This window comes from Pseudomonas marginalis, from assembly GCF_001645105.1.
In the GTDB taxonomy this organism is placed as follows: Bacteria; Pseudomonadota; Gammaproteobacteria; order Pseudomonadales; family Pseudomonadaceae; genus Aquipseudomonas; species Aquipseudomonas petroselini.
On record NZ_LKEG01000032.1, the window covers coordinates 33,503 to 56,617 of the forward strand.

Consider the following 23,115-nt stretch of genomic DNA (forward strand, 5'->3'; position numbering starts at 1 on the left):
GTTGTCGTGTGCCCGTCAAACGGTCATTGCACGGGCAGGAAATTCATCAGCAATAAGCTCTGGGCGTAGTTGAGGCCTATGCGTCGATAGCGCTCATCGAGCATCTGGGTCAGCAAATCGAGGCGCGCAACAATCTTGCCGAACTCCACCGCGAAACTGAGGTTGCTGCCCTCCTCCGAGATCTCATTGGAAAACAACAACAGCACGCCATTCGCATCCTGGCGCTTGCTCAGCAGCCAGGTGGCCTTCTCGATGTTACGCGCGGCGTTGCTGACGAATTCAGGATTGATCGCGTCAGTGATGTAGAACTCGGTACGGCCACCGTGAGCGGTCACGATCATGCTGCCGATGGCATAGATAAACGCCCCGACCCGGTCACCTTTGAATTCAGGGCTCAAGGAGTAACTCAGTGCCGCCAGGTCACGACGCTCCCCCAGCGCCGGAAGGGTTCGACGTTGCTCGATAGCCTGGCGAATCTCGCGGGCCGCGCTCACAGCGTCCGGGTAACCCGACTGGCGCCACTGGCTGGGGTTTCGCAGATAGAGCTTATTCATCAGCAAATACAGGCTTTGCAGATTGTCACGCATGCCCAGCGTTGCCATGCGATCGACACTGGTCTGGAAGAACTCATCGGGTTTGCCATTGCTGAACTGCTTGGCGATATCCCGGCCCTGCTGCTGGCTGCAACCGCCGGCACAGAGCATTAACGCGGCTGCCAGCAGCAACGGCCGGCGCATCCGTCGAATGTGCAAACAAGTAAACGTGCGATCCATCGGCACCCGATCTGGTTCATCTGCCCACGCGGGGATCGGCGGGGCTGGGACAAGGATAGAGCCGAGAAATCCAAAAAAGTGCAATGCTGGTGGGGAGATAGTTGTAAGCAGAGACCGCCGGGACGGCGAAAAGACGTATCCGTGACGAATATTTTTTTCAGGGTCTATACTGCTTGTAACAGTTGCGTGTGTTGTCGGCGATTCAGGGTGGCATTTCAACCTTTTAACGGCCTGACACGGTTGCCTACATCGCCCACGGCATACTCACCAGCAGCTGTACTTGAGGGTGACGGCAATGAAACATCCAATTCGAGCACAAATGGTTGTTCAGGTAATTTGCCTGCTTTCGGTGGCACAGCTTTTTTGCTGAGCTAAGTATTACCGCTTTAAAACTCAACCGCCGGCGCGGCGGTGGAAGGTATTGCCTGTGACACACGGGTAAACCGGCCCGACATCCTTCTGTCGGGCCAGAACGTGCAACTACAGCAAGACGGTGGCGAGCATGCCCAAGGCGCCCAGGCAAAAGCCGATCAATGCGCCTCGCCCGGGGATTTCATGGAACAGCGCCCAGATCACCACAGGCTCCAGCAACAATAACGAGGTGACTGAAACCACCGTGACCACCCAGATGTCACCGACCGCCAGATACCCCAGCCAATAAGCACCCAACAGGCAAAGCCCGGCGAAGCACATCACCGCCACCGGCATAATGAACCCCTGCCATGAGCCGTCACCGGCTTGAGCCAGCCTGGCGGTTACCACCTCACTGTAGATTGCACAAAACTCACCGATAACCATCAACCCTAGAGCAGAAACTCCGAGTAATTCTTTGGACATATCAAAAACTCCTTCGTATTCAACGCACTGTTGTTCAACTCCCAGCTGGCGATGCCATTGCCGAGGGTTTCGTTGCACAGATACGAAGCAGCCTTGAACAGGCCTGAATGACCGAAGTGCTTTTGCATGCTCATGTCCTTCAAAAGGGGGTGAATCTCAGCGCCCAGGTAAGGCGCACGTGGTGATCATACGTTCCGACAATCACGGTGAACAACCAGCACCCCAAAAGCACCACAGATGCCTGATTGTTTTGGCGTGTTTGTATAGGCTCGCGGCTCAAGCTCTCGACCAAGCGGCTAAATTTATTGCGGCACACCTTGTTACAACCATTTGAGCCTGGACATTGCCCCCTTAAGAACTTCGACCGTTTGTTTCAATCCTAATGCCAGGCGTGCTTTAACCCATGAGCGCCTGCTGACAACCCATAGAGGTTCAAAAATGAAAATGACACTACCCGCCCTGGTTTTAGGCGTGATGATTTCGCAAGGAGCGATGGCTGCCGGAGACGGTACAGCCGCTCTCGGAGGCGGCGTTGGTGGTGCACTTGGCAATATCGTAGGCCAGCAGCTTGGCGGCTCGACGGGCGCTGCATTAGGCGCAGGCTTGGGGGGTGCCGCCGGTGGAGCCGTCGGTGCTCAGAAAGGCAATAGGGCAGAAGCCGCTATAGGGGGTGGGGTCGGGTCTGCAGGTGGATCGCTCATAGGCAATCGCCTCGGCGGCACAACCGGCTCAACTATCGGTGCTGGTCTCGGCGGTGCTGCAGGTGGCGCGCTCGGCAACAACCTGGCGGATGATGAGAGCGGTCATCGATCGGACGGCAAAAAGCACAGAGGCAACAATAAGCACAAACATAAGAACAAGCGCCACTGATAAACCGGGGCTCGACGGGCATGAACGGCATTAAAAATTTGCCGGACTGCCCGCCGCCCCCTTCATGATAGGGCTATGATCAGGCCATCTGAACCGGACGCCCGACGCCCCATGCCCGTTGACCTGCAAGCTCTGTATCCAAAACTGATCCACTTGATGCTGGATACGGTCTTCGTCGTCGATGGCGAAAACCAGATTGTCTTCGTGAGCGATGCCTGCGAGGCACTGCTCGGCTACCGTGCGCAAGAGCTGACAGGCACCCTGATCACTCACTACATGCACCCTGAAGACCTGGCGCGCACCCGCGCCTCCATTGTCCGGGTCATGAACGGGCAACCCCATGTCGACTTCCGCAACCGTTACCTCCGCAAGGATGGCAGCGTCGTGCACATCCTGTGGGCGGCCTTCTGGTCCCAAGAGGTGGGTGCGCGAATTGGTGTCGCGCGAGACATCACCGCGCTCACCCAGGCCGAGGAGGAACTACGCTTCCTCGCCCACCATGATCCGCTGACCGCCCTCACCAACCGCTCACTGTTCAATGCTCGGTTGGACCACGCCCTGCAAACCGCACGCAGTCACAACCACACGCTCGCGTTACTGTTCCTGGACATCAATGACTTCAAGGGCATCAATGACGTGCATGGCCATGCCATGGGTGATCGCGTGCTCTGCGTGATTGCACGACGACTGGAGCGCTGCGTGCGCGAGACCGACCTGGTGGCCCGGATGGGCGGCGATGAATTCACGGTGATGATCACGGATATCCAATCACCGGATGCGGTTGCCGGGAAGGTGGCGCAGATACTTGCCGTCATGGCTGAGCCGCTGGGGGCTGAGTTTGGCGGAGTGAAGATGCCGTCCTGCAGTGTTGGCGTGGCGTTTTATCCGGGGGATGGGGAGGATGCGGATACATTGCTGAGTCATGCAGATGGAGAGATGTACCGGATAAAGCGGCAACGATTTGCGACTGAGGGGCGCAGTTAATCGAGGTCGACTGCCTTCCCGACTGATCGATAAACCGATACGCCGCAGATCATCTCCACCTTTCGGATACTGCAGCACCCTCAAGGTGATAAAACCCTTCCGGGCACCACCTGACCTTTCTAGACCAATTTCCAGACCAAGAAGCGCTCGCGGCGGGCCTGCTGATGTTTGCCTGCCTAGCCGACATCGGCGAAGGCAGCCTGCTTCATCGGCGCTTAACCGTTCGATTCGCGTGAGGCAAGTATTTCACCAGAGAGGGAAGTCTTTTTCAGCGCTTCTTAACCGGCAAAAGACCTACCCTGACGTGGAATCATTATTTGGCTTGGCGAAGCACAAGCTCCGACAGACGAGTTTTAACCCGGAAGCAGAATTCGCGAATTTGAAATTGATAAGCGGGCATAACCATGTAGTTCAAATCAGGACCTAATGAGTCTTTGACTTCCATGTACTTGGCAGTCTTGACCGCAATGGCTTGGTATTCCGCCTCGTATTTAGCGTAAGACGCTTTGTTATAAAGCTTTAAAACATCGATTTCTTTACGGCATTGCTCAGCGCGATTTTGGTTAAGGTTTGTTTCTGATTCTGCCTGAGCGGCCTTCGCAGAGGTGGCGATTGGGGCGTCAGTGCTGGCGCTCGCAGGTACAGCCTCATATCCCGCAGGCGAGTGTGCTGGTGTCGAAGGTGCGACTTCAGAGGGTGATTGCTGAACGACGGCAGGTGGAGGAGCCACTTCAGGTTTTTCTGGGGTTTTCGTAGCGCATCCCGCGAGGGCAAGTCCTACCACTACAACGATGCCACACATTTTATCCATCGGTTTCACCAAGAGGTATTTATGGTTGGCTAAGTCGTTAGGTTCTGGGTAAAAGCAATAACTCGTTCAATGATCGAGTATGAATTTTCTACCAGCCTCAAGGCGCTCAGCCTCTCTTCCTTGAGTGCGCAGGTGAAAGATAATAGTAAAAAAACAAAGAGATGACGAGTAAAAGCTCGTCATCAAAGCCACAAATTTAATGGGGCAATTACTGGGAAGCCAAGTTGCGCACGTACCCTGATTGTGCCGCGTCGCAAGCGGACAATCGCTTTCGCAAACGGCCACGATGAAGTGGGGTGCAGTGCACTTGTATGACGCCGAACTGAAACTATCCGCCGCGCCTGCCTTGGCGACGTGTCACGGACTTACGCATGCTCAATGGAAGACGTCGCGAGGGTAAAAGGGGTGGTCACTCATCTACGGGTGTTCCCTCCACAACCCGCGTTGAGCAAACCCGGCTAGGCAGGCTACCTTCGCTATAGTCGACGCTATTGCCGACCGTACTTCCAGGAGCTTGTACCAGTGTCCGACACGCCGATCAACGTCGCTTACGCAAAGCGCTTCAACGCCGTACTCGCCTACATTGATGAGCATCTCGAAGATGATCTGTCGGTGAAGACGTTGAGCCATGTGGCGAATTTTTCGACGTTTCACTTCCATCGCCAATTCACCGCGTTCGTCGGCGTGCCGGTTTCACGTTATGTGCAACTGATGCGGCTACGACGCGCCGCCCATCGCTTGGCCGCCGTCGCGGATCACTCGGTACTGGAGGCGGCACTCGGTGCCGGTTTCGACAGCCCCGAGGCGTTTTGCAGGGCGTTCAAGCGAGCGGTCGGTATGACGCCGAGTGCGTTCAGGAAGGCGCCGAACTGGCAGGTCTGGCATGCGGTGTTCACCATCCCTCATTTTTCCAGGACTATCATCATGCAAGTACGAATCGTGGAGTTCCCCGAAGTCCGGGTCGCAGCGCTTGAACATTGCGGCCCCCCCGGGCTCGTCAATGAGAGCGTGAGCAGGTTCATCGAGTGGCGCATGCAGAGCGGGCAGTCGCCGGTGGCATCGAGTCGCAGCTTTGGCATTCCCTACGGCAACCCCGACACCACGCCAGCAGAAGCATTCCGCTTCGCCATTTGCGGCGAGATTCACGAGGCGGTGGAACCGAATGCGTTCGGCGTGCGCGAACTAGTTATTGCTGGCGGTCGCTGCGTCGTAGTGCGGCACGTGGGATCACCGGACCACATCGGCGAATCGATCTATCCGATCTACCGCGATTGGCTGCCTGCCAGTGGCGAAGAACTGCGTGATCAGCCACTGTTCTTCCATTACCTGAGCGTGTATCCACAAACACCGCAGGATCAATGGAAAACGGATGTGTATGTCCCGTTGCAGTAACGGGTCGAGCTGCTTGTTGAGCGTGGCTGACGTTGGCGAGTTTCCGTTCAGGGGGACAGCTTTTTGTGAAAAGCTGTAATTGGCCAAAAGTAGACCGTCAGCCATTCCATTGATGAGCCTAAATCCGGCGTCGATTGGCACTGGCATGGGGACTGTCACTTGATTTCGTCCCCACAATTTCGGCGGCCACGTCAAATAGCAAAAGACGCCTAGTCACAGAAGTTTGGTCTGATCCCCTGCGCGAGCGCACATCTACAGTCTCAAGATGTAGATGCGTCGATCCGTCTAGTTTCAATGCTTGGAGTGTCTTGTGAAGCCTTTCTACCCCACCTTGGCTCGGAGTTTGCTGCTACGACTGCCAGAATGTCAGGCAAACTCCATATTCATCGAGAAGATCATCGGCAACTTCAAACTGAAACACCTTCTCTGGAAAGCATTCTGATAATGCGCGCGCCCAATATCTGACTATCTGCTCAGCAAATAAATGACAAAGACGATAATTTTCCTCCGACAAACCGGAGGTGGGTTAAAGAATTCTGGTTACCTGCCGCTATAGAGGTTGAGTCTTGCTGTCTTTTCTATACAAGACGAGGGAAAATGCTTTCGCGTCATGGATGTATGACCTAAAGCTACTATCCTTCTGCATCAAGAAAGCACTGGTAGTTAAGGTATTTACCGAAACGCGTAAGGACAAGAGCTATAGTGATTATCAAAATTAAAGGGATATTTATGAGATTCGCTAAACTGTTCGGGGCAGCAACTCTATTCGCCTCTATGATTGCATCTGCCCAAGCAGGCACCATCGTCACCGTGAAGGTGAAGAACTCTACGACCGGTCCAGCCGCGTACACTTTCGAGTATTTTTCAGGGAGTGTAGCCCCCACTCCAAGTACGATTCTGCCGTCTGCAACGACAACATTTGCCCTGACCAGTGTCGCGGATACGGTTTCAGGAATGCGCTTCGTGTATACCTCAGGTAATAAGAAATGTCGTTTTGCAGCAAGCCACCAAGTCAATCCAACGACTAAAGCCCCTAGCTGGACTAAAATGGGCACTAGCACTGGTTTCGATAACGCTACTTGCAATGCAAATATCACAGCAATCCAATCGGCGCCTCCCTATAACTACACTGTCGAATTTGAAATCAAATAATCCGACATTTGTATAGGAACCCTAGCTGAAGATAGCTCTCGAGCTATCCTCAGCGTATGGAGTATCACCATGGACATTTCGATCAAATCGTATCAAGCAAGTACACAGGCAAAGGTTTCCACACAAGAGAAGCTTCCTTCGTCCAACCCTGTAAATTTACCTTCAGGGGATACCGCCCCCAAGACGACGGAGACCGTCACAATCTCCGATTCTGCACGGGCACTGTACGCATTAAGTAAGGCTGATGATAAACAAGCCTCTATGTCCGATAGGGATTTAAAAGGACAATATGCAAAAGGTCAGAGCGATATGTACAATTTCGGGCAGCGGATTGCTGGCGGGAATCTTAATAATGAGGATCTACTCCCCAAAACAGACGACCCTGCCCGTTTAGCGTTAGGTCAGCAGTCACTGGATTACGCCATTGGGCTTTCTAAACGCCCCCCCGAAAAACTTCCAAATCCATTTGAAGGCATGGCCCGAAACGGGCTAAGCAATATTGTTTATGATGATTCAGGAACCTATACGGATGCAGAACGGTATGCCGCTTATGGGGAGCTTAGTAAGCAGGATGAAACATATTTTTCCAAGTTGTACGCCACTATAACGAACGGCGGTGACAACAGTGAAATCTTCAAAGGCATCATGGACTATTTCGATGATCTTCCAGGGGTCGAGAAAGCGGCATACCCTGATGGTTTTAGGGACAGTATAAAAAGTCTTTACCAAGAGCAGTTAGGACAATCGGGGCCGCTCGCCCTTCTCCGGCAATCGACTGAAAACGACGCTGATAAATTGTCACCGAGCTTGTTCAACAAGGAACAATCACCGGAGCAGATGTTACAGGCCGTCTTAGAAAAAGCGATTGCTCTTTCGACGGTCTGACCAGCCCAAAGCAACCAATGTGTCAGTGCGCGGATTAATTAGGACCGTCAGCAGGATTTCCGGTTTACTCTGCTGGAGATCGCCGACCTTCACTCCATGCCGCAAGAGATTGATGCACGTGAAAGCCACTGGAAAGCCGTGCTAATGACGCGAACATTTGGCTACAACCTCAACTGAGCGCATGTCACTGTCTGGCTGCGCTACCGTCTCAGAAGTCAGGACGCCGAAAGGTGCCGCACAGCCGACGCGCTAGGCCGCTCATTACAGGTATTCCCGCCTCAACACCCGCGAAACGCTTGCAGCATGGCGAAGCCCCTTCGCCTGTCAATTTCAGCAACCCACCCTACCCCGTCGGCCCAACACATCCCACTTAATGCCAACACATCAGTAGGTAGCCCAGCAAACTGCAGGCAAAAAAAATCCCGCAAAGCCTTTGGCTCGCGGGATTTCTTTATGTGTTTGGCGGGAAACCAGGGATTCGAACTCTTATATAAGGTTCAACCCAATGCCTCCTCAAGAGCCATTACGATAGCTTTAAGCTGCACCTTAGTCAACATCAATGAATCCGGGCTCTCTGCCAATGAAATATTACCGTAGCCCGTCGTCACCCCAAAGCTTGCAAAGGTGCAACTCGTTGCATGTTAGGCGTTGCACCTTAACGAGGGGAGAAACTCAGGACAAAATACCTGAGCCAAGCCCGCCACCCGGTTCGGTCTGACGATCACTTGCGGTACTTTGCAGTCTCAGAGCGTGCTCGCATGAGGAGGCGGCTCCCAGAGTTGGAGGATCAGCATTGTGAAACTCTATGCTCACCGGCTGCCCACCGCATCGTAACCTCACCAAGGACTCGATCTACCGAAACACTACTCAAGTCACCACTCACGCTCTGCAATCGCTAATTGCACATTTTGTAATTTCGGCGTCGGTCTTTTACGGAAACTCGCACAATGGATAAGCGGCCTCCGCTATAAATATACATTGTTGAGCGCCACTCAATTCAAAAGCAAAAGCCATCAACAGACTTTTAATCAGTTGCATTCGAGGTAATCGCTGAGCAGCAAGAGCACTTACAACTTAAGCAAAAAAATAAAGTCCCCACCACTAGAACTATACCGAAAAGCCAATAAAAAAAGCTGCGCCAGAAACTTTCTAAAAACTACAAAATCAAATTAAGAGTCTACTTTTAATATACTGTTAAAAGATTACCACACGCCGAGAAAAGTGCAAAAATACCTTGACATCAGCGCAGCCACTCCTCTTAAATGGCAGCCCTCTCATGACGGTTATTGATGATGAGTCAAACAAAAGAAGATATGCAAAGCAAAGCGACCAAGCCTTTTAGTCGAGGTGAGCTGATGCAAATAAAAGAAACTCTCGAACAGAAAGGCTCACTTACAGACCGGTTACTTTTCTCCCTAATGCTCACAGGCATGAGGCCCAGCGAATATTTGCCGATCAAATCGCGAGACTTAGTGCTTGGAGTCGAGAAAACAGTAAACTTCAGAGCAGTTTCACTGCCAAAGCAAGACATAGATCTTGCAGTAGAGATACTGAACCTGAGGAACAGCTCAAAGAGCGACTACATTTTCCCCAGCGGCTCAGCTTCAAACTCTCCGATGAAGCCTGAAGAACTTCGTAAGAAGCTTGTGAGCTGGCTGAAGGCTGCGAACGTAAGCCATGGTGGACGCTCGCCACACGTCGTACGTCGTTCGGTAATTATAGCTAAGGCAGAAGCGGCGATGCAGGTATCCAAGCGTTTCAATCCTGCCATGGGCACAATCAGCCGGAACATGACCCATCACTACGCTATCAACAAGCGCCCGCCGCAAAACTAATACGAACAGTGAAAGGGCGAGACCGGGTCAAGCTTTTAAGCTTAAGGAATAGTCTTTAGTGGGGCTTACCTACCCGAAATTCTTGCCGAAAGACAGCTGACAAGCTAGTCAATTGCCCACACCCCAAAAAATGGCGTCTTTCGCACCTCATAGCCCTGTTACGCCTACACCTTAACTAAGAAGAAATGAATGAACAACCAACAAGTTGACTTAACTTTCGGACAGCCGTCACGAGGGAGACTGAATCCAACCAACCTGCTTCCATTTGAGCAATATGAAAACAACGGTGATATACCGCCCGAATGGATCGATCTTGAAGACGTTGAGTTAATCTGGTGGATTGTTGCCTCTAGAATTAGCAAGAAAGAGCTTAGAAATCGTTTAACAAAGATTGCGGACAGCTACCAAGATTGTGGTTGTTTCGCATTCGCCGTAGTTGCAGACGGAGACGGTCGTGGGCGCTACCCCAGGGGGGTTGTCAATACTCTCCAATCAATTCTGAAACCACGCAAGCTGATGTGGCGGCACCCCACGGAAGATGTTCTCAGCATCCAAATGGTGATCTGGCATTTGTGCATCTCTGCTGCGCTTGATTGGTGCCCTACTGAAGTTCTACCAATGAGACTTCAAAGCCTGAAATTTGAAAAAGCTTTGGATTGAGAGTTGTAGGAGACTAGGTCGATATTTTCATAAAACGAAATCTTTCGGATCGTCGAAACGGCAGACGTCCCTAGCCGCACTCTTCTTGACTCAAGCACCTCGACCTATCCGTAGCTTCTGGGAAAACCATTCCCTCGTTTCTTTAGGCGCGATACCAATGACAAAGCATAAAAATGCCACTGCAAATTCTGCCCCTGACTTCCAGCCATTACCCAATCGATGTCTCGACGCGCCACAGTGACACCCCACATATAAATTGAAAATCCTTCGCCAAAACGGCATCCGACATGATTTATTCCCGCTGGCTTTATACCGAACATGAGCAACCTCACAACGATGATGGTGAGGGCGCGTACACGATTTTTTCTACACAGCAGTTATTCGGCGTTGACTGCATGCCACTCGAGGTTGTGTGCATTCAGAGATTCGTAGTGCTCTGGGAAGGATAACCTGACACTCGGGTGATCGAGCAGTCTATTACCTTGGCAGTTCTCTCCCCCGTGAAGATTTTGCATGCGTCCAAAGGGATGCTTGTCGTGGTGTATGACTCCATGTTCGTCGGTGAGACTTATAAGTTGTTTCACCTCGCCTGGGCGAAAATTGCTGCCGGCGCGTTGTATGAGAATTAGGCTGTCCTTCTAATCAAAGATACGGATGTCGGACGTGGCGTTGATGGAGGCAGAATTTTCAGACATTTTGCTCGTGACATCCTGGATGACAGCCAATTCGGAATCGCTGGATTTACGCGTGATATGTTCCTTTTCAAAGATGACTGGTCGCCTGAAAATATCTTCGGGCCGCCTCCTGCCGAGGAAGCGGACGCCGCCTCAGAGCAGCAGAGATGAGCCAGCCCTGTTCGACGATGACTTGGATTCGTGGCTCCAGTAGGCGAAAGCGTGCGACTGAACCGCGAGACAAGGTGAAGGATCGGTAGCAAGGACGACGTTCTACATGTTCGACCGGTACAACCTTAAGATGTCTCGCCAGCAGCAACAGCTACTAATGGCATGGGGCAAGCAGTTTCCAGTTACGCCCTGGGAACAGGAGCGAAATAAACGTATCACCGCGATCATGGGGCATCCCAACCCTTTCGTAACTCAAGAAAGCATTTGGAATCAAGGCTATAAGACGGTGGGCGACGAAGTAGCCATCGGCCTTACGGCAAAATCGGCGCAATCACAAAAACCGACATCGGTATCCCCCTCCACATCAGTTGGAAGCATCATCGGGAATGGTAAAAGCCATGTTTACAATCCACCTGAAGGTTGCCCAAGCTACGACAAGGTGTCCTCGAAGACCCAGGTAACCTCCGAATCAGAATCCGCTGCTAAATCTGCGGGCTACCGAAAGGCAGGGAACTGTAAATGAAACAGCAGGCTGAATGACCACGAAAACCGAATCCCCTGCCCCGTTCCTACAATCGGGCGACACGGCAGTTCTCTTCGATGGCACATGCAAGCTCTGCAACGGGTGGGCTAGGTTCATCATCCGCTATGACAAGGCTCACCGAATTCAGCTCGCTGCGGTTCAGTCGCCTGAGGGCCAAGAGCTTTTGAGGTGGGCCGGACTGCCGCAGGACAAATTCAACACCATTGTTCTCATCTCAAACAACAGAGTGTCCATACGTTCTGAGGCGATGTTCGAGATTTTAGGTCGCCTTAATGCCCCGTGGCGCTGGCTCACGGCTGCACGTGTTGTACCAGCAGCCATGCGCGATTGGATGTACGACAAAATCGCGGTAAACCGCTATCGGTTGTTTGGTCAGTACGACTCCACCCACCTTCCAGCGGCAGATCACGATAAGCGCTTTTTGAAAGCAAACGTCGCNAGTGGTTCACTAGACCTCAGATTCAGNACGTCAGGGTCGGTGATATATGATCGAACGCATGGTCTTTTCGTTTTCCACTTTACAGATATCGCGGATGCCTTCTATTGCTGAAGGGGGGTTCGCGTCTCTGCAGCATCTGAACAAAAAATCCTCGCTCCAGCTCAAGTTTCACCAAAACACACCGTTTTCAATTCTATATACACGGTGAGAAATCAGCCTTGACCCAATCAATGTCTTCATCCATTCAGATTCTGCGGGGAGCGATATCGTTTCCCGAGACGATCCTGGGCAACCGTCAGCGGAGAGCCTGGGAACGGCTGATTAGTTATATTGAGTCATCCGACTCACCTTCCGCATTCGATAAGGCAGCATCCCACGTCGAAGGCTATGTGCACGCGCTTGTCGATAGCGACCAGATCCACGTTTCTATCGAACGAGATCTGTTGATCATCGAAACGGTCGACGCCTGGCGATGCACCCGTATTGAATCGAACACTTCGCCTTATCTGAACGCCCCAGGAAAACCATGACTTCCATTTTTAAACGCTACGCCGACGGCGGAAAATCAGACCTGCACATCAATATGCCTCAGCGTCTTCTGCCCACGACCGTCAGTCATTGCCCCCTCGAGGTCGTAGTGGGCAACTGGGAAAAGTATCTCGTAGACCCCTCCTCCGCTCATGAGCATTGTCCCTGGGCAGCGCGATTCGTTATGGGCATGCCCGTTCCATTGTGGGCGCGCGGCCAGGAGTGGAACCTCGGTCAGAAGGCTCGCTTCATCTCTGCAGTATGGTCGGGCGGGGATCTGGGGAGCTACCTCACGAATGACTGGTACGAATCAGAGAGCGGTGGCAGGGCATTGGCCGAAAACAGTGAAATTTTGATTGATGGCCAACAACGTCTGCACAGCCTGGAAGAGTATCTCCTCGACCGCCTTGCAGTCCCAGATGCACAAGGACAGCCAAGGATTTGGTCTGAGCTCGGCAACGGCGAAAGGAAACGCTTTCTGTCGACGATCTTTACCCATGTCAGGGTGTCGTCTGGTGACGAGGTGGCATTGCGCAGGACATACGATCTTTGCGCGCAGGGCGTAGTGCCTCGGTCATTTGATCAAAGAGCTGCTCGGTAACCTTTTAATCAAGGCGGTCGGGCGTATCCCTTCGGGAGCGGCTGTCGTAAACCGAGGCCCGCTACGCTGAGTCTCGGCCCTTCGGGCTTCCATCCTTACGCTCTTCGACCATCATGGTCTGCGCGCTCCGCTTGCAGAGCGATCCGACTCACCTTCTTGCTTGGACATTGGCTACCGCTCCCACATACTGCTGAGCATCCGATCAAAGATGAGGCCGGGCAAATGGGTTGGCTATTTTGGAAAGACAAGCGTCCGCAATGGATTCAGGCGGAAGAGCGAGCGTTCATAAAGGCAGCTAACGCCCTACAAACCCTACAGGTGACTCCTCGTGGCGGTATGAGGATTGATCCTGAAGAAATCCGAGAGCAGATCCTAGCGGCGCGAGAACTGTACAAAGACCTAGTTGAGAAATAATGCCAGATTGACCTTCCGATTTTCTGCTTAACTTGTGTCGCTCCACGATCCATGCGCTGCCTGAGTGGATGAATTCGGCAGTAATCGAGATCAGAGCTATTCGACAGTGAGTGTAAACGGAAGCAATCTCGGGATTGCCAGAAGTCGCTTGATTCGCAGCAAATCACTAGAGAGATCGAGGATGGATTGCCTGCCTCTCCAATTCGCTGTGAGCGGCAGCTCTGCGAAACAGAGCTCGGCAAGGAGCGCCTTAACTTTATCTGGATTCGATTTTCTGAAACCAGATATCGATTGGTTAAAATCGCCTATGAAATGGAATTTAGCGCCAAGTCTATGTAGCTATCATGCCGTCGCCAGTTGCTCTGCTGACAGGTCTTGGCACTCATCGACAATGACCAGTGGAAATCGTTTGGGGATCCGGGGCGATTCATTGAGCGTAATAAATGTGAGTTCTGCCTCATCCTCGTAGCCGCACCCATCCCTGAAAGCAATTGCATCATTCTCGTCCAGGTCAGAAAAAATGGTTTGAATATCAATCCTTTCCGTCGCTACTGCTTCCTCGGGAAATCCACGATGAAACTCTCACTCGTTTATCGGACGGCTGCGACGACACCTGGCTTACCGGCTCCGTTCACGCCTACTAAAACATTGAGACCATCGTGGAGTTCAATCGTGTAAGGCTCGCCTAAGCATTTGAAACCGTGAATATCTAAGGCCCGTAAATACATGAGAGTCTTTTCGTCCTGAGGATACTTCTTGCCGTAGTAGGCCCATCATCACCTAACAATCTGAGCCGGTAAGGGTAAGCGCAGAGGTAACGCGCGGATGATGCCATGGAGATGTGGAAGTCCAACAGTTGCAGCCAGCGACCTCGAAACGACCTAGCTTGGCAGGATTGTACAGTCTCGCTTGCGATGTCCAGCACTCCCATTTTCACTACATTTAATGACGGCCTCAAACAAATCCTTTGCCAAGCCGCTCCAGCTGTTAGCGACATTTTCCTATCTAAATCTCTGAAATTAACGCCAATTTCGCGAATTAATCATTCTTAGAAAAAATCCTGCCGTCCCATCTTGCGTCCCAGGCTTTTTTTGCATAGCCTAGAAAAAGGTCTCCGACCTGGGCAAGCACACCCGAGATTCTGTCAGCTCAAGTGCAGCGTTACCCGCTTCTATCTCCCTGAAAGACCTGGGCGAGCACGGGTGTAATTGACAGACGAGTGCAATCGCGGAGGAAGACCTCCACCTAGGCCAACTTTCAATGGAGAATTCTATGCATCTTGCTGTCCGTACTATTTCTGAGTTCGAGCAATTATCTCGCTCAGTTCACTCAGTCGTCACCTCCCACTTCGCTCTCAAATACGATCATTTGCGGCAAGGTCTTTGTGCTGGATTTGGCTTCAAAAGCCATGCGGCTCTAGTGGCTGCGCTGAAGGCCAGCGAACTTGTGGATGTCAATCGTTTTAACCACTTGGCACTGATTGAACGCCTGCAGGCAATGGGTAATTCCAGCGAAACGGCTGAAGCTGTAAGTTCGATCATCGACGGGCGCCGCCTGAGCATTACGCTCAAAAAGCAACCTCAGAACCCTCGCTACAGTGACACCTCGTACAATCTCAAAGTTATCCCACAGGATGTCTCTGGTGGTGTAGTGAAGTCCCCCTTCTTCTTCATCATGCCGCTCTTTGGTAACACCGATCCGCAGCCACCATATCAGGTGGACTCAGCCGCGACGTTCCGGCATAGCAGCGTCTTCTCGGTTACCCGCCCAGGCAGCAACGCCCTCCTCACTGTCGAGGGCAAAGAAGGAAAGTGGTCTGGTGGGCTGTATATCTACGACCGCAAACTGCAGCTGGACGACGACAACTGTAAGCGTACTGTTTGCGCCGCACTGGCCCGCAAAATCTTGCCAGCAATCTCGCCTCGTTTTAATTGCCAACTCTATAGGCCCGACCGCTACGACAATGGAGCCTGGAAATTGCGGGTAAGTCTTGGGGATTTTGCTCGGGAAGCATTGGGGGGCAAGACGCTTGTCCTGAAAATCCCAAACCAGAAAGCTCGGAACTTCCTACCAGATCAAGGTTATCGCTTCTCTGTGGACATGATGCATTTCAAGGATGGCCTTCTTGAAGCACACATTTACACCAATGGTATCTCCGAGGATGACAACCCAACATCTATTGAGGCAGTAAGAGCAGAGATTGTCCGCTCTATCCATAAGGCGATCACTGAGCAGAATGTGATCATCTCACCTTATTGGAATGCATAACTCAATCAGGACAGCTCCTCAAGGATGAATACCCTGCAGGCTAGAGAAAGGAAATGCATATGCCCTAAACACGAAGGGGAGAGAGCTGATGGAGGCGGCAACCTCCCTCAGCCGGTCTACCGGATCGTCACAGCTCAGCACGATCACATGCCTCACTGGTAACGGTTCAGCCTAGACAATTGCACCGTAACACAGATCCAGTTTGAGGAGGGAAGACCTGCCCGCAGTCATCGGAATCAGCGCCTGAGCGAAATCTCACGAGTAAGAGTTGATGAATACAAAGGACTTGTGGCTGACCCTTGCAATAGAGGTCGTACGCTTGGTTCACGATGTGATTCTGCTGGTCTTCGTGTAGCCATTTTGGTATGCGCGGGTAGGTCACACCTCCCGTGCTCCAACATCTCCTCGTATGCCTGACAGAGAGATGACAGTAAGAGATGGCTGCGTATCTCGCAAAAACAATATCTAATCGCCATCAGCACTGTGCAGGGCGGGCCGAAATGGCAAGCCCACCTGTCAGCTACCTGCTCCGTATTCGGCCTTTCTCTAGGGAGCATCCCAGACGAGGTGCTGATTTAGCCGGGGCTTTATGGATAAAGACTTGAAGCGAGAGGACATCGTGGAACTGATCACTAGCGTATGGCAATGGATTGTAAATGCAGTTGTTCCCTTCACTCCTGATAATGCATCAGCGTGGGGGCAACTTGGCGACTGGATTGGTGGCATAGGAGGCACCCTGATAACTTTTGCGTCCCTCATCGCACTTGTCCGCACACTAAGAATCAGCAGAGCAGCCATGACTCGACAGGGTATATATGCAGTTTTTGCAACCATGTCAAAAACTCATGACGACCTCACAAGATCATTTCAAATTAATAATTCAAACGGCACGGATGTCTTCAGGATTTTGCTGAGTGACTTTAATGTTTGTCTAAAAGCGACTACAAAGCATTATCCCAAGCTAAATACACGCAAAACTGTCGATGTGGCATATTCATTGTTTTTCTACGGATCGACCATTACAGGTCGGGAGTCCCTTAAAGATGACTACGATTCCGCGAAAATCGACTCCATACTGGATGATATAAGCGTTACAAGAAACCGCTTGTCACGGCGCTACCCAGGAGCTAAAGGACACAGACTGAGCGGCAACCAATCTCGTCTTTCCAGTTATTACCGGAACCTATATGGAACCTATACGTTCATTGATGAAAGCGATCTTCCCGCACAAGAGAAGCGCAGCATACTCAAAACTATGCGCACGAAAATGAACAACCACGAACAGGTTCTATTAGCGCTTAATATTTGTTCACACTTAGGAACAAAATGGGAGCGCGAAAAACTTTTGAGTAAATATGAACCTATAAAAAATATCCCCAAAGCTTTCTTGACCCTTCCAAAGGGTGTCACAATCGAAGAGCTATTCCCAGAAATAAACTTTGAATTCGAGCAGCGACAAAAACAAACAATCACCCTAATTAACTTTGAGCTTCGTGGAATTGCAGCTTATATAAAGTTGAAAAGAGCAAACTGAATGACATAACCTGCAATTATCCCAACATCCGACACTAGCAAGCCAAAAGTAATAAGCTAAGTTTGGAAAGCGAGAATGATGTGCCTACTGCGGTACGGCATATCAAACTCAGGTCGCGATAAACTAATTTTCTCTAAAGACATACTATTCATTCTGCGCCAGCGGCTGGGTACGACACTACACGTCAACTAGGAACTGCGCCGCGCCAACAATCCGCTGAATGTGCACCTGCCGATTAGGAAAAACACATGATCAATGGAGAAAACGGGTTCGGGTTCATCAGCTTCAGCCCCTCGTCAACAACCCATGCCCCTACCGGCCACATTACTTGAAGCACTAACATAATGGTGAAGCTCAAGAATGCCCGAAGCAGGTATTCATGAGTCATTTTGATACCAGACACCTTCCTGTTCACCAGAGGGTAGTTATAGAGCACAGCGCTAGATAGCTGCTTGGCCAGTGCGGCCTTCGGTGTCTTTTTGTTCCAACTCTTTACTAACTCTCCAGGGCCCAGCTGAGCAAACCCCGCGACCTGTAGCGTACGGAAGGCCCACGCTCCGGCTCTCAGCAAATAAGCGACAGCCCAAACGAAAATGAACAATCCTAGACAGCCCAGCCATTTACTGGACTTATCACTCCACAATGTAGGTAGTAGAGAGACGAGAACAGGAATCAGCGCAGTGATCGCAGCCAGATAGATACCCGCCTTGGCATCAGCTCCCTTACGACGGTCAACCTCTGCATCGAACAGACGACGCGATTCCTCCAGAACTACCTCGCTGTCCTTAGACCAATTGCTCGCCTGGACAGATGAAGCTAATTGACGCGCCCACTCATCATCCTCAACCTGTTCCTCTGATGTCAGGGGGATGAGACTCGGCCACAACCATTGAAGGCGCTCCTTAAATTTTGGCAATCGTATTCACCGTCAACTCATCCACGATTGCCGAGGCGATTGGATACCCGGTTAGGTTTTCTATCCACGCCCACTGACCATTAGGGTTAATCTCCAGAAACCACAGCTTTCCTGTCCGATCACTTATCAAATCAATAGCCCCATAGCGCAGGCCAAGACGACGTACCAGTTCTACGCACTGTTCCTGTACCAACTCCGGAAGACTGATTTTCTCGTGACGAAGGTCAGGACGACTTCCCTGCCGCCAATCGATCTCGGTTTCAGGATTCTCTTGAGACCAGATTGCGGTAGCGAAGACACGCTCACCGACTACCGTGACCCGCACATCGTATTGCTTGAGCACCTCAGCCTGGACTATGAAGGGAGTCATTGCGATAGCTTCGGCTTGATCATCCTCAAGCGTACCCAGTCGAGAAGTGAAGATAACCCGCTCTGTCTCACCCGTTAGTACAGCCTGGCGAAGCGGCTTACCAATGGCCTGACTGATTGCCGCAATGGCTCGTGCCGAGGAGATGTCGTTCGTTATAGATGCCTGGGGGACATCGAAGCCAATTTCTTGAGCCAGGAGAAGCTGCATTGGCTTGTCTTCAGCCATGAAGATCTTGGTAGGTGAATTAAGCCAGCGACCCTCCAAGCGTGAATACAAGCTTTTGAGAAAGCTGCTCCACTCCGCCTCGATGTAGGCCCGCTCTCCTGCATCCACTACTTGGTCAGATACAGCAGGCGCACCGGGTCTGCGAAAGTACGCCCCTGAAACCTCTGCGCCCTGGACAGTTTCACCATCCAATGAGATAGACCATTCATCGCGAGGATATCCTGCCATCGAGCATAGTGCCTGCGGGAGCACCTCTGTATTCAAGCGCATGAAAGGCTGACCACGTCGACGGAGCTCAGCCACAACATAATCCATAGTGATGTCACGACGGTTGGTAACAAGTAGCAGCATGAAGCGCTTCCAGGTCAGTCAGTGTAATAACGAGTGTCGAGCCCAAAGGTAGGATCGCCGTTGTCGTCACGCTCCAGCTCGACATTCGTCTTAGTGATCAACTCGAGAATATGATTGACCTCACACCGGTCGTCGCGCTCGGTGTTCGCATCAGTTTTAGTCACAAGCTGCAGCAGGTTGTTGCTGGATTCAAAACTAAGTGGTCGACTGGAGCTGCCAGCAAGAAATTGCCGCCGATAGGGACTGAAGTCCTCATCGTCGCTCTCAACTTTTTGATAGGTCTTGGTCAACAACTCGACCTGCCAACATGCTTCATCGTCTTGCTCAGCATTGACCTTGGTCTTGGTCATAAGCTCATTCAAAGCTCCATCCGCAATGATGGGGACTACACCAGCTGGCGAGTCAATCGCCCACATGTTGAGCTCAGAAGAGTAGTAGCCAGGGATAATGTCCTCCCCAGTTCTTGGAGTGGCGAATCCCGAAAGATACGGCGAGGTTCCAGATGAATTTGCTAAAGCTCCCAAGCTGGCTTCCCCTAATGCCGACCAGTCGCGAAGGGCGACAACGGTTCGACAATACCATCTGGCCAGCACAGAGGTAAGCGTGACCTTCTGTCATGCAGGTCGCTTGCCGAAGCTTGGCTGGTGAGTATCTCCTCCTTTCACCGCAACGCCCACTTACGCTCGTAGTTCAACCAGAGCGCGTGGGCGAGGCAAAAGAAAACTGTACTCCGATCTCACCATCCGGCATCCATTGGATCACCCTCTTCGGAACTTATTTCGTACGCTTGCGCCGGCATGCACATCAGTCGCACTACCTGCCAGGTTTACTACAAGCCTTCAGAATTGTTCGCATCGTTGTTTTCAACAAAATCGTCTACCAACGCACCCGCCGTATGTACGTCACGACCAGCAAGAGTTGCGCGAAGTCGGCGCACAGCTGTGGCTAGCCATTCGGACTCAGGCATTCCTTCAGCTCGAAGCATCATGCTGCTCTTCGTCAAGATAGCGTCTGCATCCAGCATCAGGTCAAGGGTACTTCGGTCGCAGATAATGCCCGGAGGCAGCATGAGTGCAGCTAAAGATGCCACTGCGTTCATGCTATCCAATTGCGACGTGAAGTTTTGCCTGAGAGCTATGTCCCACTGATTACAGTTCACCAAGCAGAAGATCACCTCCGTATCAACAAGCCTTCTAAGTACGATCCCGTCAGTGACAGCGGCGCGGTATCGGGGCAGCTCTAAATCACGCAGCGCAATCGTCTCGCTCTGATCAAGAATGTAATCTCCTTTAGCCTGGTTACTATAGGACGTCAGCCCGTGGGCAAAGAGATGCTTTCTCAATATCCATGGTACGACAAGTAGGTCTTCGCTATTGATTAGCGCAGCCAAAATTGTTCTGAATCGCTTAGCCCCATCATTTCCGCTACGGCCCAGCCGCCAAAGAATGGAGCCCACATCGTCAACAAATCCTCGCTCCACCTCTTCATCTGTAATCCAATTACTCTCGCGAATTAAAACTCGGCACAACGCGCTCCAGAAAAATTGGTCGCCGGATTCCGGAAAGCTGACTAAAAAATCTCCGACCCGATCTAACAAAGGCCCTAGCTGACCATTTCTCTTCAAAGGCCTCAACTCGGTGTCTAGCTCATCGAGGCTGGAAATCGCCCAGAGCGTCTCAATGTCAACTCTCGAAAATTGTCCTGGCGGATTACCAAGATAAAGAAGCCGAATAAGGTTTCGGCGCTTAGCAAGCCTGTGTCCGTCAAAGACATCCACAGTGCTCTGGCGCCCTTGATTAAACCGAGGAAAAATCAGCTGTAAAATTCCTAAGTGGATTTTGGCAGTAGCCCCTAGAACGTCGACCAATGTTTCTTCAGCGCTGGTATTGCTGCTTCGCTCACGCCGTCGAGAAAGCAGCTCAGCGACGTTGGGATCATCAACTAGCTTGTGAATGTTATTGGAGATATGTCCTCGGATACTCGGTGCCTTGGCGACTAACCAGCTATATGCCAAGACGTCGAACGGGCAGATTTCCCCTCGTACAATTTCTTCGAGAACGGAAAAAGCCCCAATCAACCGTTTGATCTCTCGAGGTGTACGGATGACCCTTAGTAACTGATTAAAAATCTCGGTCTGATGAGGCTGCGTCGCCGTTGGCATGGAAACACCATTACTCCGCATTGCATGCAGTAGCAGATCGCGTGCGTCGTCTTCAAACAGTGGCCGTAGAGGAATAGGAAACTGGATGATTTTTTCTAGGTAGCTTTCGCCTGTTTTCTGCCTCTCATCCGGAGTGGCACCTTTGCCCAGAGCTTGAGCTACTCGGTCTTGATCATAGGCTACAAGGTAAGAGATACCCTTGATATCACCGACTGCCTTGACGAGTTGAGCGACCGCACGCACCTCTTCATCCTCGACACGATCTAGCTCATCTATCAGTACCACGACGGCTATCTCTTCTTCCGCCAGTTTGGCCTCTAGGTTTTTTCTCTCCTGTTGCGCAGATAGCTCCTTCGGTTTGCTCAGGAGACGGACGAGCCTGAGTAGCCACTTATTCCAGAACGTAGTGGCAGCTCCTGCTCCTACGACCACATCAATTATGACAGCGGTCGTCTTCCCCACGAATTCAATGGACGCTTTGTATCGCTCCAACTGGCGCACTAGCTTTCTTGTTTTTTCACTGGTGCTGTATCCAAGCGCTTCACGAAGCGAATTAAAATACGCCTCTACTAACTCATCACGACCTTTGAAAAGCCAGGGGTTCAGCGTCGCCACGACCACATGTTCCATTTGCTTTAGTTCATGACTAAGTAGGTTCAAAACACTCGATTTACCTAAACCCCACTCACCTGTTAAGCCAACCACGAATCCCGTCGCCCGCCTGGCCGTCATAGCACCGGTACTCGCGCTGTAATCGGTGTGAACAAGTGTTTTGACCAAACTGGCTACGAATGGGCCTCGCTCCAGAGCATCAGACTCAGGGGAGTCTATCGCGCGATCTTGTCGCTCGATGTGGTTGATATTTCCCAACATAGGTAGATTTTTACTCTAGATAGTTTAAAGGGGCCGCTTTGGTCGATAGTCCCGGTAAATATGCACTGGTTGATATTTGCATTTCGTAGATCGGCTCCATCCAGTTTAGCCCACAAAAAGCAGGCTCCTCGAAGATAGGATCCACGGAGATCAAAACCTCTCAAACCTGCTTGGCTGAAGTCAGTCTCCCAGCCATACCAGGCACAGCAAAAGAAACGGGAACACCAGGCTTCATGAGTGAAGCGTTTCAACCATGGCGGCAAGCAGCAGGCAGACGCTAGCCACGAGGGTAAGCCGTAATCGCATCGGCAGGTACCAGGCGGGCAAGCTTATAACCCGCAACAGCCGCCTGTCCTGCAGGAGGTGGGCAACTAAGCCGATGACCAACAGCAAGCAACCCGATGGCATTGGCAGTAACGTGGCAATCCAAGCAATAAGCGCAGGAATGACACTCCAGATGAACCGGTCGCTGCGCTGCTTGGCACTCATGTCTTGCACTGTCATGGCGAAGCCCCAGTGCAAGGCGCCGACGAAGCTCAGGATGACTGCGCCATAGTTAACAAGCGCAATCGCAAAAAACTGCCGATAGTCGAGAGAGAACGGGATCAGCAGCGCCAGAAAAATAAACGGCAACAAACCGCCATAACCCAGCAACTTGACGTGCTTTAGCAGAGAGGTTGAAGACAACGCGTTCATTTGTATTCCTTACAGTGAGTGACACTCAAGACTGTAGGCCCAAAAGCCCCGCTTGGGCGAGGCAATCTCGACTGCAGCCGGCGTTGGGGATATTGAAATCACTTCACCCGTCGACTTGGTAATAGAACCCCACCCCACAAGAGGGGTCTGC

21 protein-coding genes and 2 pseudogenes are annotated in these 23,115 nt (G+C 51.7%); 13 read left to right on the forward strand and 10 right to left on the reverse strand.

Translation table 11 applies throughout. The features are described 5' to 3' along the window. Window positions 1-23 precede the first annotated feature (23 nt). The 3 genes from AO064_RS08465 to AO064_RS30910 all read right to left on the reverse strand — a co-directional run bounded on the left by AO064_RS08465 (window position 24) and on the right by AO064_RS30910 (window position 1,738). On the reverse strand, window positions 24-773 hold the full coding sequence (locus tag AO064_RS08465; protein WP_046035493.1) for a hypothetical protein: 750 nt from the start codon (window positions 771-773) through the stop codon (window positions 24-26). A 480-nt stretch (window positions 774-1,253) separates the two neighbouring features. Further along, window positions 1,254-1,571: a hypothetical protein gene (locus AO064_RS08470; RefSeq protein WP_046035494.1), complete on the reverse strand. Its 318-nt coding sequence runs from the start codon at window positions 1,569-1,571 to the stop codon at window positions 1,254-1,256. A gap of 5 nt (window positions 1,572-1,576) precedes the next feature. Continuing rightward, the gene (locus tag AO064_RS30910) at window positions 1,577-1,738 is read right to left on the reverse strand and encodes a hypothetical protein (protein ID WP_167355315.1); all 162 of its coding nucleotides are present in this window, start codon (window positions 1,736-1,738) and stop codon (window positions 1,577-1,579) included. A 346-nt stretch (window positions 1,739-2,084) separates the two neighbouring features. On the opposite strand from AO064_RS30910, the gene AO064_RS08475 reads away from it, so the two are divergent. Beyond that, entirely contained in the window at window positions 2,085-2,480 is a 396-nt protein-coding gene (locus AO064_RS08475; RefSeq protein ID WP_375232546.1) for a glycine zipper domain-containing protein, read from the forward strand. A 111-nt stretch (window positions 2,481-2,591) separates the two neighbouring features. Continuing rightward, a complete protein-coding gene (locus AO064_RS08480; protein ID WP_064053003.1) occupies window positions 2,592-3,464 on the forward strand; it encodes a diguanylate cyclase in 873 nt (290 codons plus the stop codon). A 313-nt stretch (window positions 3,465-3,777) separates the two neighbouring features. Here AO064_RS08480 and AO064_RS31175 read toward each other — a convergent pair whose 3' ends face one another. Then, window positions 3,778-4,275: a hypothetical protein gene (locus AO064_RS31175; protein WP_224795926.1), complete on the reverse strand. Its 498-nt coding sequence runs from the start codon at window positions 4,273-4,275 to the stop codon at window positions 3,778-3,780. A 522-nt stretch (window positions 4,276-4,797) separates the two neighbouring features. Here AO064_RS31175 and AO064_RS08490 point away from each other — a divergent pair. The 11 genes and pseudogenes from AO064_RS08490 to AO064_RS08540 all read left to right on the forward strand — a co-directional run bounded on the left by AO064_RS08490 (window position 4,798) and on the right by AO064_RS08540 (window position 17,372). Beyond that, window positions 4,798-5,667, forward strand: a complete 870-nt coding sequence (locus AO064_RS08490) for an AraC family transcriptional regulator (protein ID WP_064053004.1) — start codon at window positions 4,798-4,800, stop codon at window positions 5,665-5,667. Window positions 5,668-6,369: 702 nt separating this feature from the next. After that, the gene (locus AO064_RS30105; protein ID WP_080943311.1) at window positions 6,370-6,819 is read left to right on the forward strand and encodes a hypothetical protein; all 450 of its coding nucleotides are present in this window, start codon (window positions 6,370-6,372) and stop codon (window positions 6,817-6,819) included. A 69-nt stretch (window positions 6,820-6,888) separates the two neighbouring features. Further along, window positions 6,889-7,704 carry a hypothetical protein gene (locus AO064_RS08500; protein ID WP_064053006.1) on the forward strand — a complete coding sequence of 272 codons (816 nt, stop codon included), beginning with the start codon at window positions 6,889-6,891 and terminating at the stop codon, window positions 7,702-7,704. A 1,289-nt stretch (window positions 7,705-8,993) separates the two neighbouring features. Beyond that, a complete protein-coding gene (locus AO064_RS08505; RefSeq protein ID WP_064053007.1) occupies window positions 8,994-9,539 on the forward strand; it encodes a tyrosine-type recombinase/integrase in 546 nt (181 codons plus the stop codon). A 189-nt stretch (window positions 9,540-9,728) separates the two neighbouring features. Next, on the forward strand, window positions 9,729-10,199 hold the full coding sequence (locus AO064_RS08510) for a hypothetical protein (protein ID WP_064053008.1): 471 nt from the start codon (window positions 9,729-9,731) through the stop codon (window positions 10,197-10,199). A gap of 892 nt (window positions 10,200-11,091) precedes the next feature. Further along, window positions 11,092-11,567 (forward strand): annotated as a pseudogene (locus AO064_RS30110) (endonuclease); the annotation flags it as partial. A 13-nt stretch (window positions 11,568-11,580) separates the two neighbouring features. Next, window positions 11,581-12,021: pseudogene (locus AO064_RS08520) on the forward strand (thiol-disulfide oxidoreductase DCC family protein); the annotation flags it as partial. Window positions 12,022-12,257: 236 nt separating this feature from the next. After that, window positions 12,258-12,557, forward strand: coding sequence for a hypothetical protein (locus tag AO064_RS30115; RefSeq protein WP_082893898.1), 300 nt, complete (start codon window positions 12,258-12,260; stop codon window positions 12,555-12,557). Then, window positions 12,554-13,156, forward strand: a complete 603-nt coding sequence (locus AO064_RS08525; RefSeq protein ID WP_064053009.1) for a hypothetical protein — start codon at window positions 12,554-12,556, stop codon at window positions 13,154-13,156. The genes AO064_RS30115 and AO064_RS08525 overlap by 4 nt, the downstream gene beginning before the upstream one ends. 1,686 nt (window positions 13,157-14,842) lie before the next feature. Then, window positions 14,843-15,838, forward strand: a complete 996-nt coding sequence (locus AO064_RS08535) for a hypothetical protein (protein WP_064053011.1) — start codon at window positions 14,843-14,845, stop codon at window positions 15,836-15,838. Window positions 15,839-16,457: 619 nt separating this feature from the next. Next, entirely contained in the window at window positions 16,458-17,372 is a 915-nt protein-coding gene (locus AO064_RS08540; protein ID WP_167355316.1) for a putative phage abortive infection protein, read from the forward strand. Window positions 17,373-17,607: 235 nt separating this feature from the next. On the opposite strand, the gene AO064_RS08545 is transcribed toward AO064_RS08540, so the two are convergent. The 6 genes from AO064_RS08545 to AO064_RS08565 all read right to left on the reverse strand — a co-directional run bounded on the left by AO064_RS08545 (window position 17,608) and on the right by AO064_RS08565 (window position 22,964). Further along, window positions 17,608-18,288 (reverse strand): hypothetical protein, encoded by a 681-nt coding sequence (locus AO064_RS08545; RefSeq protein ID WP_244159502.1) that lies wholly within the window; start codon window positions 18,286-18,288, stop codon window positions 17,608-17,610. After that, window positions 18,275-19,234 (reverse strand): MvdC/MvdD family ATP grasp protein, encoded by a 960-nt coding sequence (locus AO064_RS08550; RefSeq protein ID WP_064053014.1) that lies wholly within the window; start codon window positions 19,232-19,234, stop codon window positions 18,275-18,277. Before AO064_RS08550 ends, AO064_RS08545 begins: the two co-directional genes overlap by 14 nt. A 14-nt stretch (window positions 19,235-19,248) precedes the next feature. Further along, a complete protein-coding gene (locus AO064_RS08555; protein ID WP_244159503.1) occupies window positions 19,249-19,650 on the reverse strand; it encodes a hypothetical protein in 402 nt (133 codons plus the stop codon). A 413-nt stretch (window positions 19,651-20,063) separates the two neighbouring features. Further along, window positions 20,064-22,268: a KAP family NTPase gene (locus tag AO064_RS08560; RefSeq protein ID WP_064053016.1), complete on the reverse strand. Its 2,205-nt coding sequence runs from the start codon at window positions 22,266-22,268 to the stop codon at window positions 20,064-20,066. After that, window positions 22,223-22,531: a pentapeptide repeat-containing protein gene (locus AO064_RS31740; protein WP_082893900.1), complete on the reverse strand. Its 309-nt coding sequence runs from the start codon at window positions 22,529-22,531 to the stop codon at window positions 22,223-22,225. Before AO064_RS31740 ends, AO064_RS08560 begins: the two co-directional genes overlap by 46 nt. After that, on the reverse strand, window positions 22,500-22,964 hold the full coding sequence (locus tag AO064_RS08565) for a DUF3429 domain-containing protein (RefSeq protein WP_064053017.1): 465 nt from the start codon (window positions 22,962-22,964) through the stop codon (window positions 22,500-22,502). The genes AO064_RS31740 and AO064_RS08565 overlap by 32 nt, the downstream gene beginning before the upstream one ends. Window positions 22,965-23,115 lie beyond the last annotated feature (151 nt).